Genomic DNA, 13,320 nt, shown 5'->3' on the forward strand with positions numbered 1-13,320 from the left:
AACAGTTGGGCCGGCTTTCGACCGCCGGAGCTCTAGTCGGGGCCGCCCGCGCCGCCCTGGGGCGATGGGATGCGCACGACGCGGTCGTCGAATTCGCCTGGGGCGCCGTCGGTTTTGTTGACCGTGCTCACCCACACGGCGCCGTCGGCACCACCCGTGGCGCCGAGCAGCTTGCCGTACTTGTCCTGGGCGATCAGGGTGGGCGCCGTGGTGACCGCGAAGGTGGTCATGTCGGCGGTGACGGCGGCGAGCGCCTTTCCTTCGGTGAGGGCGACGGCCACACCGTCGGTGGTCGCCGCGCACCCGCCGACGCCGGGGCGGTCGGGCCAGGTCCACGACACGGTGAGGGTGCCGTCGGTGCCGAGATGCTGCAGTCGGTCCTCGGCGGCGGTGCGGTCGGTGACCCACATGCCGTCCTTGCCGTCACGGCACAGGTCTCCGGCGGTGCCGATGCCCGAGGCGAGCACCTGCGGAGTGTTCGCCCCCGACGACGGTGAATCCAGCCGCAACAGTTTTCCCCCGAGCGAGCCGGGATCGGCCGCGGCGCCGGGATTGCCCGCGTCGCCGGTGAGGACCAGCAGCTGGTTCGGTGTCGCCCATTCCAGCGCGCCGCGATTCCCGGTGGCGCCCTTGGGGATTCCGGTGAGAATCTCCTTCGGCGCGCCGTCGCGGGACAGGCGGACCACCCGGTTGTCGCTGCCGGTGGTGATGTAGGCGTACATCAGCCCGTCCTCGGAAAAGGTCGGGGACAAGGTGATATCGGAGATGCCACCGTCGCCCGACCCGTCGACGGGCAGCACCGCGACCTCCTCCGGCGGCGGCTGCGGAGTGCTCGCGTCGACCGGGGTCACCGACAGGATGCGACCGGTGCGCCGCTCGGCGACCAGCGCGCCGTCACCCACCGCGATCAGCCCGGCGGCCGAATCGAGGCAGGTGCCGATGACATTGGGATCGGGATCGATACACGGCCCGGTCGGGCGCGGCGCCTGCGAGGGCGAGTCCTGCGGCGGCTTCGGTTCCGCGTTGGCACCGCCGATCGACGGCTCGGTGGTGAACGGGCTCGACGCCGACTCGTCGAAACGGGCACACCCGGCGACCAGAATCGTGCCGAGCGCCAATCCGACTGCCACGCGGCCCGCGAATACCGAACTCATGGTGCAGACGTTACCGGCAGTCGAGCGGGGCTGACACGCCTGATGCGGCGAAGGGCGGCGCACCGCGATCCCACGTCCTAAGGTGAGACCGTGACCGACAAGTCGAACGACACTTCCCCCGATGACGGGACGGCGCGGGCCGGAGAGGCCGCCTCCGCAGCGGGTCGGCCGGTGACCAGCCCCTTCGATTCGCCGACCACGCAGATGCGCAAGCCCGACCCCAAGGACGTGCCGCGCACCGACGAGGACCTCGGCCTGGATCCCGGCGACGAGGTCCCCACCGCGAGCAGCGCCGAGACCGGTGCCGACCGCGACGACTACGGCTACGCGACGATCCCGCCCGCGACGGCAGCGTCGGCGGAATCGGTCCGCCTGCAGCGCCGCAACCGCGAGGCCCGGCGCGGCACCCTCGACTTCGGCCTGTTCGTGCTGCGCCTGGTGGTCGGCGGCACCTTCATCTACCACGGTCTGCAGAAGCTGACCGGCTGGTTCCACGGGCCCGGCATCGACGGAACCAAGGACATGATGGCCGGTGGCGGCTGGGACCACCCGTCGCTGGCCACCGCCCTGGTGATCGCCGGTGAACTCGGCGGCGGTGTGCTGCTGGTCCTCGGCCTGGCCACCCCGCTCGCCGCGGGTGCCATCCTCGCGACAATCTCCAACGCCTGGATGTGGAAGCAGGGCATGATCCCGGGCTTCCAGTACAACGCGGCGACCAAGTCCGGCGTGGAGATCGACACCATCCTCGCCGGTGCCGCGCTGGCGATCATCCTCACCGGCCCGGGCCGCTGGTCCCTCGACCGCACCCGCGGCTGGGCCACCCGCCCCGCGTACGGCTCCTTCGTGGTGGTCCTGTTGGCGATCGCCGCCGCCATCGGCACCTACTGGTTCCTCCACGGAGGCAACCCCTTGAAAGGCATCGGCCCCTTCTGAGCTGACCCGATCAGTTGTCGCCCATGGCAAATGGGAAATGGCGGCCCTCGGATTTCCGGGGGCCGCCATCTCTTTTCGGCTTACGGCAGCTTGCGGACCGCGCCCTTGTCGGCCGATGTGGCCAGGGCCGCGTACGCGCGCAGGGCGGTGGTGACCGTGCGGTCGCGGTTCACCGGCTGCCACGGGCGCTCCGAGGCTTCCATTTTCGCGCGGCGTTCGGCGAGCACCTCGTCGGACACCAGCACCTCCAGGGCACGGGTGTGGACGTCGATGCGGATGCGGTCGCCGTTCTCGATCAGGCCGATGACACCGCCGGAGGCGGCCTCGGGGGAGACGTGACCGATCGACAGGCCCGAGGTGCCGCCGGAGAAGCGGCCGTCGGTGATGAGCGCGCACACCTTGCCCAGGCCGAGGCCCTTGAGGAACGAGGTGGGGTGCAGCATCTCCTGCATGCCGGGACCACCGGCCGGGCCCTCGTAGCGCACGACGACCACATCGCCGGGCTGGATCTTCTTGCCGAGGATCATCGACACCGCCTCCTCCTGCGACTCGACCACCACGGCCGGGCCCTCGAAGGTGAACAGCTCCTCGTCGATGCCCGCGGTCTTGAGGATCGCGCCGTCGGGAGCGATGTTGCCGCGCAGCACGCACAGCCCGCCTTCGACGGTGTAGGCGTGCTCGATGTCGCGGATGCAGCCACCGGCGGCATCGGTGTCGAGCGAGGACCAGCGGTTGCTGGTGGAGAACGGTTCCACCGTGCGCACCCCGCCGGGGGCGGCGTGGAACAGCTCGAGGGCCTCCTCGGATGCCTTGCCGGAGCGGATGTCCCAGGTGTCGAGGAATTCCTCGTAGCTCGCGGTGTGCACGGTGGTGACGTCGAGCTCGAGCAGGCCGCCGCGGCGCAGCTCACCGAGGATGGCGGGGATGCCACCGGCGCGGTGCACATCTTCCATGTGGTAGTCGGAGTTGGGCGACACCTTCGACAGGCACGGCACCCGACGGCTGATCTCGTCGATGGTCTGCAGATCGAAGTCGATCTCGCCTTCCTGAGCGGCGGCGAGGGTGTGCAGCACGGTGTTGGTGGAACCGCCCATCGCCACGTCCAGGGCCATCGCGTTGCGGAAGGCCTTGGCGTTGGCGACGTTTCGGGGCAGCACCGAGGCGTCGTCGTCCTGGTACCAGCGCTTGGCGATATCGACGATGACGGTGCCCGCCCGCTCGAACAGCGCGCGGCGCGCGGCGTGGGTCGCGAGGGTGGAACCGTTGCCGGGCAGGGCGAGGCCGAGCGCCTCGGTGAGGCAGTTCATCGAGTTCGCGGTGAACATGCCCGAACACGAACCACAGGTGGGACAGGCGGACCGTTCGACCTCGTCGAGGCCCTCGTCGGACACCGCCTGGCTCGCGCTCGCCGAGATCGCGCTCACCAGGTCGAGCGGTGCGTGCGCCACACCGTCGACGACCACCGCCTTACCGGCCTCCATCGGCCCACCGGAGACGAACACGGCGGGGATGTTGAGGCGCATCGCGGCGTTGAGCATGCCGGGAGTGATCTTGTCGCAGTTGGAGATACACACCAGCGCGTCGGCGGTGTGCGCGTTGGCCATGTACTCCACCGAGTCGGCGATGATCTCGCGGGAGGGCAGCGAGTAGAGCATGCCGCCGTGGCCCATGGCGATACCGTCGTCGACGGCGATGGTGTGGAATTCGCGCGGCACACCACCGGCGGCGCGGACCGCCTCGGCCACGATGTCGCCCATGTTCTTCAGGTGCACGTGGCCGGGCACGAACTGGGTGTAGGAATTCGCGATCGCGATGATCGGCTTGCCGAAATCGGAGTCGGTCATGCCGGTCGCGCGCCAGAGCGAACGAGCGCCCGCGGCATTGCGGCCGATGGTGGTGGTGCGTGAGCGAAGCGGTGGCATGGGAGTCCTCGTCAAGTGTCGCTGGGTGCGCTCGCGGCGAGCGCGCAGGGGGCTGACCTGCGCGGCACAGAGCGCGGGCGCGGTGCGTCCGGCAACCCTGCACGTTACTCCGGCGGGCGGTGGTCGCGTCGCGCCGGTCGTCGGTGCAGGGGTGGGGAACCGGGCTCGAGGCGGGAGTGTCGCTCCGGAGGGTGTCGCCGCGGTGGTGCCGTCGGCGCGAGGGTGCCCGGTGCCGTCAGCTTACCGTGCAACTCTGTGCGGCATCCTGTGGATTCCCACAGTGCGATCGGACCGCGTAGCTCTCGGCGCTGATGTGCCGGGTTCCGCGGGGCCCGGGTCACGGCGTCCGCGTAGGCGCGAGGTGGTCACCGTGTGGTGCCGGGCTCCCCGTTCTCGGCGGAGTGCGTTTCGGGCGCGGCATCGGTCTCGCCGGTGGGCGTCTCCGGCGCGTCGGCATCGGTGTCGGTCGACGCGCCGGCCTGCGCGCGCTCAGCGGCGAGACGCTCGGCTTCGGCAGCTTCGGCCGCCGCGAAGACATCCGGCAACCGGCCGTCGGATGCCTCGATCAGCTCACGCAACCGGTCGTATCCGACGGCAGGCAGCTTCACCTCGGAGTCGTCGGCGAGCCTGGCCCGGATGTACCCACGCTTGGGGATGCTGATGCCCTTGACCTGTGCCCAGTCGAGGTGCTTCGAGGAGACCATCGTGGAGAGGTCGAGCCCCGCATCGGAAACCGTTGTGTGCGTGCGCATCACCCACCACACCGCGATCACCGGCGCCAGCAGCAGCCACCACAGCGCGATCGGCCAGCCGACGAACGCGAAGAACACGCAGAACGCCAGCACCAGCACGCCGATGTAGGCCAGCCGGGGTACGCCGATCACATGCACACCGGGTGTCGGGGTGCTCGCCTTGCGCGGGATCAGCAACCAGACGACCACGGCGGTCGGCACGACGAGCCCGATCCGCAGCCCCAGCGACCAGTCCTGCGCGGTGCCGACGACGACGAAGATCAGGTACGCCAGTACCACCGCGGCGATGGCCGCGAGCCTGCCGGGACCGGCGGCGCGCAGGCCACCGGGTCGCGCGGGCCGACCCGTCGCGGTCGTCTCGTCGGCGGTGTGGGACGATTTAGCCGGTGGCACGGACTGATGCGGTGATGACACCCCACCATCCTCGCATCTCGGTATACGGACCCACGCAACCACTCGCGTCCCACATAATGGGACACGAAAGGTAGCCTGTTTGACTCATCGGTTCACACACGCATAACGTCGTAGCCGTGAATCGAAGCGAGCTCGTACTCGGCCGGCGCGTCCAGCGTTGAGCCTGACTGCCTGAGTCGAATACGTCAGCTCGCGTTGCGACGCGCCACCCTCGAACAGCCATGCGCTGATCGGGGGCTTTTTTGTGTTCCGGCGAATTCCGCGCCAGTCCGGAGTCAGAACAACACAGTTAGGAACGAAGACGGTGAGTGCACCTACCGCACGACCCGGGCCATCGGCCCGCAGGTCAGCGCCTTCAACGGGAGCCGCTAACCCGGCGACCACCCCCGCCCGTCGCCAGGTCGCGCCCGAGCGCGTCACCGGCGCGCAGTCGGTGGTCCGGTCCCTCGAAGAGCTCGAGGTCGACACCGTATTCGGCATTCCGGGCGGTGCGGTCCTTCCCGTCTACGACCCGCTCTTCGACTCCAAGAAGGTCCGCCACGTGCTGGTGCGCCACGAGCAGGGCGCCGGTCACGCGGCGACCGGTTACGCGCAGGCCTCCGGCAAGGTCGGTGTGTGTATGGCCACATCCGGCCCCGGCGCGACCAACCTGGTGACGCCGCTGGCCGACGCCCAGATGGACTCGGTCCCGATCGTGGCGATCACCGGCCAGGTGCCGTCGAGCCTGGTCGGCACCGACGCCTTCCAGGAAGCCGACATCTCAGGCATCACCATGCCGATCACCAAGCACAACTTCCTGGTGAAGGATCCCGCCGACATCCCGCGCATCCTGGCCGAGGCGTTCTACCTGGCCTCCTCCGGCCGTCCGGGCGCGGTGCTCGTCGACATCACCAAGGACGCCCTGCAGGCCCAGACCACGTTCTCGTGGCCGCCGGAGATGCGTCTGCCCGGCTACCGTCCGGTCACCAAGCCGCACGGCAAGCAGGTGCGCGAAGCGGCCCGGATGATCCTCGAGTCCAAGCAGCCCGTGCTGTATGTGGGCGGCGGTGTCATCAAGTCCGACGCCTCGGCCGAACTGCTCGAACTCGCCGAACTGACCGGCATCCCGGTGGTCACCACCCTGATGGCGCGTGGCGCGTTCCCCGACAGCCACACGCTGAACATGGGCATGCCCGGCATGCACGGCACGGTCGGTGCTGTTGCCGCCCTGCAGAAGTCGGACCTGCTGATCACCCTCGGCGCCCGCTTCGACGACCGCGTGACCGGTCAGCTGGACTCCTTCGCGCCCGACGCGAAGGTCATCCACGCCGACATCGACCCGGCCGAGATCGGCAAGAACCGCCACGCCGACGTCCCGATCGTCGGTGACGCGCGCGAGGTCATCATCGAGCTCATCGAGACCCTCAAGGCCGACCCGCAGTCCGGTGCGGCGCCGTTGCTGAACCTCACCGAGTGGTGGGCCTACCTCAGCGACATCCGCGACAACTACCCGCTGGGCTGGAAGACCCCGAGCGACGGTTCGCTGTCGCCGGAGTACGTCATCGAGACCCTCGGCCGCCTGGCCGGGCCCGACGCGGTGTACTGCGCCGGTGTCGGCCAGCACCAGATGTGGGCCGCGCAGTTCGTCAAGTACGAGAAGCCGCGCACCTGGCTCAACTCCGGTGGCCTGGGCACCATGGGTTACGCGGTGCCCGCCGCCATGGGCGCCAAGATGGGTGCTCCGGAGAAGGAGGTCTGGGCGGTCGACGGTGACGGCTGCTTCCAGATGACCAACCAGGAACTGGCCACCTGCGCGGTGGAGGGTGTGCCGATCAAGGTCGCGCTCATCAACAACGGCAACCTCGGCATGGTCCGCCAGTGGCAGACCCTGTTCTACGAACAGCGCTACTCCAACACCGATCTCGGCACGCACACCCTGCGTATCCCCGACTTCGTCAAGCTGGCCGAGGCGCTGGGTTGCGTCGGCATCCGCGTGGAGAAGGAAGACGAGGTCGAGGACGCCATCCGCCAGGCGCAGGCCATCACCGACCGCCCGGTCGTGATCGACTTCATCGTCGGCAAGGACGCCCAGGTGTGGCCGATGGTCGCCGCGGGCACCAGCAACGACGAGATCATGTTCGCCCGCGGTATCCGCCCGCTGTTCGACGACGACGAGCAGGTCTCCGAACCCGCCGTCATCCACGAGGCGATGGAACGTGAGCAGGGCGCATTCGAGAAGGGCACCGAAGCATGAGCACCACCCACACGCTGAGCGTTCTCGTCGAGGACAAGCCGGGCGTGCTGGCGCGTGTCGCGAGCCTGTTCTCGCGCCGCGGCTTCAACATCGAGTCTCTTGCCGTCGGTGGCACCGAGATTCCCGAGATCTCGCGCATGACGATCGTCGTCACCGTCGACGATCTGCCGCTCGAGCAGGTCACCAAGCAGCTCAACAAGCTGGTCAACGTCATCAAGATCGTGGAGCAGGACGCCGACGCGTCGGTGGCCCGCGAGCTGATCCTGGTGAAGGTGCGCGCCGACGCCTCGGTGCGCACGCAGGTGATCGAGGCCGTGCAGTTGTTCCGCGCCAAGGTGATCGACGTGTCGCCCGACGCGCTCACCATCGAGGCGACCGGTACCCGTTCCAAGCTCGACGCGCTGCTGCGCATGGTCGAGCCGTACGGGATCCGCGAGATCGTGCAGTCCGGTGTCGTGGCCGTCGGCCGCGGTCCCAAGTCCATCACCGCGACCCGCTGAGCCGACCTCAGCGACCTCCGCGATAACTTTTCTTAACCATCATCAGAAGGGACCAATCAAGTGGCAGTCGAGATGTTCTACGACGACGACGCTGACCTGTCGATCATCCAGGGCCGCAAGGTCGCCGTGATCGGCTACGGCAGCCAGGGTCACGCGCACTCGCTGAGCCTGCGCGACTCCGGTGTCGACGTGCGCGTCGGCCTGGCCGAGGGTTCGAAGTCGCGCCCGAAGGCCGAAGAGGCCGGCCTCACCGTCGGCACCCCCGCCGAGGTTTCGGCCTGGGCCGACGTGATCATGGTCCTGGCGCCCGACACCGCCCAGGCGTCGATCTTCACCAACGACATCGAGCCCAACCTGAAGGACGGCGACGCGCTGTTCTTCGGCCACGGCCTCAACATCCACTTCGGTCTGATCAAGCCCCCGGCCGGCGTCACCGTCGCCATGGTCGCCCCGAAGGGCCCCGGCCACCTGGTGCGTCGTCAGTTCGCCGACGGCAAGGGCGTTCCGGCCCTGATCGCCGTCGACCAGGACCCGACCGGCGAGGGCCAGGCCCTGGCGCTGTCCTACGCCAAGGGCATCGGCGGCACCCGCGCCGGCGTCATCAAGACCACCTTCAAGGAAGAGACCGAGACCGACCTGTTCGGTGAGCAGGCCGTGCTCTGCGGTGGCACCGAGGAACTGGTCAAGACCGGTTTCGAGGTCATGGTCGAGGCGGGTTACGCCCCCGAGATGGCCTACTTCGAGGTGCTGCACGAGCTGAAGCTGATCGTCGACCTCATGTACGAGGGCGGCATCGCCCGCATGAACTACTCGGTGTCCGACACCGCCGAGTTCGGTGGCTACCTGTCGGGCCCGCGCGTCATCGACGCGGGCACCAAGGAGCGCATGAAGGCGATCCTGTCCGACATCCAGGACGGCACCTTCGTCAAGCGCCTGGTCGCCAACGTCGAGAACGGCAACACCGAGCTCGAGGGCCTGCGCAAGGCCAACGCCGAACACCCCATCGAGGTCACCGGCGCCAAGCTGCGCGGCCTGATGAGCTGGGTCGACCGCCCCATCACCGAAACCGCGTAACTCGTTTTCGCGAAGGGCCCGTCCGCCGAAATGCGGACGGGCCCTTTTCGGTTTGCATGGTGTTTGCGGCGGTTCGATCGGCCGCGTCGACGGGCGGGTTCTTGCCGTTCGGGCCGTGTAGCGGAAGACTTGCCCGATGACAACCGTCGAGGAATTCGATCGTGATGCGGTGGAGTTGGGGCGTGCCGCGCGGAAGATGGTTTCGCGTTCGGGGTTGGGGGAGTGGCGGGCGGGGCCGAAGCGGGAGGATCCTGTCGCCGTTCTGGAGCGGCAGGGGGAGTCGCGGGTGCGGGAGTTGCTGCCCATCCGGTATGCGCGAATGGCCATCTCGCCGTTCACCTTTCTGCGTGGGGCGCCCGCGATCATGGCGGCCGATCTGGCGAGTGGGCCCGACACCGGGCTGACCGTGCAGCTCTGTGGTGACGCGCATCTGTCGAATTTCGGGCTGTACGCCTCCCCGGAACGCAACCTCGTCTTCGACGTCAACGACTTCGACGAGACCCTGCCCGGCCCGTTCGAATGGGACGTGAAGCGCCTGGCCGCCAGCGTCGCCGTCGCCGCCCGCGACAACGGTTGTTCCGACCAGCGGGCCGGACGAGCGGCCGAGGCCGCCGCGCGCGGTTACCGGGAGGCGATGGCCGCGATGTCCGAGCTCGATTCGCTCGCCATCTGGTACGAGCGCGTCGACGCCGACGTCGTGACGGCGACGATCCCGAAGGAGAAGCGGCGCAAGCTCGCGGAGAAGACGATCGAATCGGCGCGGACGCGCACCAGCCTCGACGCGCTGGAGAAACTCACCGAACCCGATGCCGACGGTGTTCCCCGGATCAAGAACCAGCCGCCGCTGCTGGTGCCGATCGAGGCCCTCACGGAGAAGGACATCAAGGCGGTCCTCAGCGACTACCGCCGCAGCCTGCCCGACGAGCTGCGCATTCTGTTCGACCGCTACACCGTCGTGGACATGGCGATGAAGGTGGTGGGCGTCGGCAGCGTCGGCACCCGCTGTTTCATCGTGCTGTTCATGGACTCCGAATCGGGTGCCCCGCTGTTCCTGCAGGTCAAGCAGGCAGAATCCTCGGTTCTCGCGGCGCACACGAAGCCGAGCAAGTACCACCATCAGGGGCACCGCGTGGTGGCGGGCCAGCGCCTGATGCAGGCTGCCAGCGACATCTTCCTCGGCTGGGCGACGGGCCCGGCGGGTAATTACTTCTACTGGCGTCAGCTCAAGGACATGAAGGGCTCGGTCGACATCGGCGCCCTCAGCCACCACGAGCTCACCGGATACGCGGGCCTGTGCGGCGGCGTACTCGCCCGCGCCCACGCCCGCTCCGGTGACCGCCTCGCGATCAACTCCTACCTGGGCGACAGCGACAAGTTCGACAGCGCGATGAGCGAGTTCGCCCTCGCCTACGCCGACCAGACCGTCGTAGACCGCGACGCCCTGCTCGCCGCGATCGATTCCGGCCGGGTACCGGCCGCCGCACACCCGTACTGACGCCTCAGGCTGATCGACACCCGGCGACCGCATCAGTTCCTCGAGCCGCCACCGCAGCCGTCGGGAACCCTCTCGATATACTCATTACTGATGAGTAACTTCTTTCCCTCGGTGGATCAGGTGACCGACCGGCTGGCAGCGGCCGGTTACCTGCCGTCCCTCGACATCGCGACGGCTGTCTTCCTCGCCGATCACCTCGGCAAGCCCCTGCTGATCGAGGGTCCAGCCGGTGTCGGCAAGACCGAGCTGGCCAAGGCTGTCGCCGCGGCGGCGGGCGCGGATCTGCTGCGGCTGCAGTGCTACGAGGGCATCGACGAGGCTCGCGCGCTGTACGAGTGGAATCACGCCAAGCAGTTGTTGCGCATCACCGCCACCTCGGGTGAGGGGTGGGACAGCACTCGCGATCATGTGTTCTCCGAGGAGTTCCTGCTGGCTCGGCCGCTCCTGGCGGCCATCCGCAATCCGGACCCCACCGTCCTGCTCATCGACGAACTCGACAAGGCCGATGTGGAGCTGGAGGGGCTGCTGCTCGAGGTGCTCGGTGATTTCCAGATCTCGATCCCCGAACTGGGCACGGTCAAGGCCGTGCGCCGGCCGTTCGTCGTGCTGACGTCGAACGCCAACCGCGACCTGTCCGAGGCCCTGAAGCGGCGCTGCCTGTACCTGCACATCGATTATCCGACCGCCGAACTGGAGCGTTCGATCGTCCGCTTGAAGGTCCCGGAACTGGACGAGACGTTGGCCGAGCCCGTGGTTCGCACGGTGGCCGCATTGCGTCAACTGCCGTTGCGCAAAGCACCGTCGATCGCCGAGACAGTCGACTGGGCGAAGACCTTGGTGGCCTTGCGTACCCGCGAGATCACCTCGTCGGTGGTGCGGTCGACCCTCGGTGTGCTCCTGAAGTACCAGTCCGACCATCGGGTCGCCGTCGAACGTCTGGCACTCGACGGGGAGAGCCCCCGGCCATGACCGCGCCCACCGATCGCCTGGTGGACTTCGTCGGTCTCCTGCGTGGGCACGGCATCTTCGCCGGTCCCAGCGAAACCATCGATGCCGCGTCGGCGATCGTCGCCCTGGGCATGGACGACACCGACCGCCTGCGCTCCGGTCTAGCCGCCTGCCTGCTGCGCCGTAACGGTCAGCGTTCGGTCTTCGACCAGCTCTTCGACCTGTATTTCCTCGGCACACAACTGCCGGTGCCGAGCCCGAGTGACGACCCGGAATCCCTGCGCGACCGCCTGATCGCGACCCTCGTCCAGGGCGCCGACACGGCCGAACTGGCCAGGGAGGCGCTCGACACTTTCGGCGCCTACGGCGGGGCAGGGGAGAGCGCGGGCCGGGTCACGCAGGCATCGGGTGCGGGCTGGTCGTCGTATCTGACGATGAAATCGCTTCGCCCCGACGAGATCTCCGAACAGGTCGCCCAAACCATGGGTGGTACCGGGCAATTCGATGCCGCCGTGCACACCATCGAAGCGCGTCGACGCGTCGACCAGTTCCGGACGGCGGTGCAGAACGAGGCCCGGCTGCGCTCGGCCGAACTGCGCGGCACCGATTACATCGCCCGCCGTGGTGTCGAGAACTCCGCGGACCGAACGGATTTCCTCGGCGCCCGCGAGCAGGACCTGGCCGAGATGCGCCGGTTGGTGCATCCGCTGGCGCGCAAACTCGCGACCCGTTTGGCGGTGCGCCGTAAGAAGGCGGTGCGCGGTCAGATCGATCTGCGCCGCACCCTGCGCCGTTCGATGGCGACCGGTGGCGTGCCCGTCGACCCGGTGCTGCGCGCCCGCAGACACGGTCGTCCCGATCTGGTTGTGCTGGCGGATGTTTCGGGGTCGGTGACCGGATTCTCCGAGTTCACCCTGCAATTGGTGCAGGCGCTGCAGGACCAGTTCAGCAAGGTCCGCAGTTTCGGTTTCGTCGACACGTGCGCCGAGATAACGCACTTCTTCACACCGGGTGAACCCCCACCGCCCGGCTTCGCGCAGAGCATTGTGCGTGAGGGCGGGGTGGCGCGTTTCGGGTCGAGCAACTACGGCGAGGCCTTCCAGGGTTTCGTCGACCACTATCTGGACGCCCTCGGCCCACGCACCTGCGTGCTGATCCTCGGTGACGCCCGCACCAACCGCACCGACCCGAATCTCGCTGCGCTGGAAGTGATGTCCGAGCGTGCGAAAGCGGTGTACTGGCTCAACCCGGAACCGTCGAGCTCATGGTCGACCGGTGATTCCGCCGCCGACACCTACACCGACATCGTCACCATGCACGAGTGCCGCAACGTCCGCCAACTCACCGAGGTGATCGGCAGACTCCTGCCCGCCTGATACTGCCCGGCCCATCGCTCGGTTCGGAGCTGCTCGATGGGCCGGTGGGCTTCCCCACGCATCGTCAGGCGGTGAGACGGACGACCGCGTACTCGCGGCCTGCCTTGGCCTGGTACTTGCCGTAGCGGGGCTGGGCGGTGGTGATCACGTCCCAGGCACTCGCCCGTTCGGCGTCGGTGAGCACGTGCGGGGTGACCGGAACCGGCTGGTCGCCGGGCAATTCGATGGTGGTCTGTTCGGGGTGGGCCATCAGGTTGCGGAACCAGTCGGGGTCGCCGTTCTTGCCGCCGGAGGCCACCAGCAGCCAGCCGTCGCCACCGTCGGAGAACCAGGAGATCGGTGTCTGGCGCGGCTCACCGCTGCGGCGGCCGACGGTGTGCAGGATGAGCACGTCCATGCCCATGAAGCTGCCGTTGCCGCGGCGGATCTTGCGGTTCATCCTGGCGTTCATCTTGTGCTGCATCCAGCGGGAGAAGTCGGTGTGGGTCTGCTGCTGCGTGCTCATCGCAAAGGTCCTTT

The 13,320-nt window shown here is 68.3% G+C and carries 11 protein-coding genes; 7 read left to right on the forward strand and 4 right to left on the reverse strand.

The window, feature by feature from the left end; translation table 11 throughout:
* Positions 1–32: 32 nt before the first annotated feature.
* The gene (locus tag ACWEVR_RS12905; protein WP_452467098.1) at positions 33–1,154 is read right to left on the reverse strand and encodes a PQQ-dependent sugar dehydrogenase; all 1,122 of its coding nucleotides are present in this window, start codon (positions 1,152–1,154) and stop codon (positions 33–35) included.
* A 90-nt stretch (positions 1,155–1,244) separates the two neighbouring features.
* Between ACWEVR_RS12905 and ACWEVR_RS12910 the strand changes: the two genes are divergently transcribed.
* A complete protein-coding gene (locus tag ACWEVR_RS12910; protein ID WP_452467099.1) occupies positions 1,245–2,087 on the forward strand; it encodes a DoxX family protein in 843 nt (280 codons plus the stop codon).
* An 80-nt stretch (positions 2,088–2,167) separates the two neighbouring features.
* Here the strand turns inward: ACWEVR_RS12910 and ilvD are convergent, their stop codons facing one another.
* Complete coding sequence (gene ilvD, locus ACWEVR_RS12915) at positions 2,168–4,009, reverse strand: dihydroxy-acid dehydratase (protein ID WP_452467100.1); 1,842 nt, start codon at positions 4,007–4,009, stop codon at positions 2,168–2,170.
* Between the two features lie 365 nt (positions 4,010–4,374).
* Positions 4,375–5,175 (reverse strand): PH domain-containing protein, encoded by an 801-nt coding sequence (locus tag ACWEVR_RS12920; protein WP_452467101.1) that lies wholly within the window; start codon positions 5,173–5,175, stop codon positions 4,375–4,377.
* A gap of 304 nt (positions 5,176–5,479) precedes the next feature.
* Between ACWEVR_RS12920 and ACWEVR_RS12925 the strand changes: the two genes are divergently transcribed.
* From ACWEVR_RS12925 to ACWEVR_RS12950, 6 genes are all read left to right on the forward strand, one after another.
* Positions 5,480–7,408, forward strand: a complete 1,929-nt coding sequence (locus tag ACWEVR_RS12925; RefSeq protein ID WP_452467102.1) for an acetolactate synthase large subunit — start codon at positions 5,480–5,482, stop codon at positions 7,406–7,408.
* Positions 7,405–7,908, forward strand: coding sequence for an acetolactate synthase small subunit (gene ilvN, locus ACWEVR_RS12930; protein ID WP_067493262.1), 504 nt, complete (start codon positions 7,405–7,407; stop codon positions 7,906–7,908). The genes ACWEVR_RS12925 and ilvN overlap by 4 nt, the downstream gene beginning before the upstream one ends.
* A gap of 72 nt (positions 7,909–7,980) precedes the next feature.
* Positions 7,981–8,982, forward strand: a complete 1,002-nt coding sequence (ilvC, locus tag ACWEVR_RS12935; protein WP_357150607.1) for a ketol-acid reductoisomerase — start codon at positions 7,981–7,983, stop codon at positions 8,980–8,982.
* A 136-nt stretch (positions 8,983–9,118) separates the two neighbouring features.
* A complete protein-coding gene (locus ACWEVR_RS12940; RefSeq protein WP_452467103.1) occupies positions 9,119–10,477 on the forward strand; it encodes a DUF2252 domain-containing protein in 1,359 nt (452 codons plus the stop codon).
* A 90-nt stretch (positions 10,478–10,567) separates the two neighbouring features.
* Entirely contained in the window at positions 10,568–11,446 is an 879-nt protein-coding gene (locus ACWEVR_RS12945) for an AAA family ATPase (protein ID WP_357395490.1), read from the forward strand.
* Positions 11,443–12,801: a vWA domain-containing protein gene (locus ACWEVR_RS12950; RefSeq protein ID WP_452467104.1), complete on the forward strand. Its 1,359-nt coding sequence runs from the start codon at positions 11,443–11,445 to the stop codon at positions 12,799–12,801. The genes ACWEVR_RS12945 and ACWEVR_RS12950 overlap by 4 nt, the downstream gene beginning before the upstream one ends.
* Positions 12,802–12,865: 64 nt before the next feature.
* Here ACWEVR_RS12950 and ACWEVR_RS12955 read toward each other — a convergent pair whose 3' ends face one another.
* Positions 12,866–13,306 (reverse strand): nitroreductase family deazaflavin-dependent oxidoreductase, encoded by a 441-nt coding sequence (locus ACWEVR_RS12955; protein ID WP_452467105.1) that lies wholly within the window; start codon positions 13,304–13,306, stop codon positions 12,866–12,868.
* Positions 13,307–13,320: the final 14 nt, after the last annotated feature.

The sequence above is a fragment of the Nocardia sp. NPDC003979 genome (genome assembly GCF_053605015.1).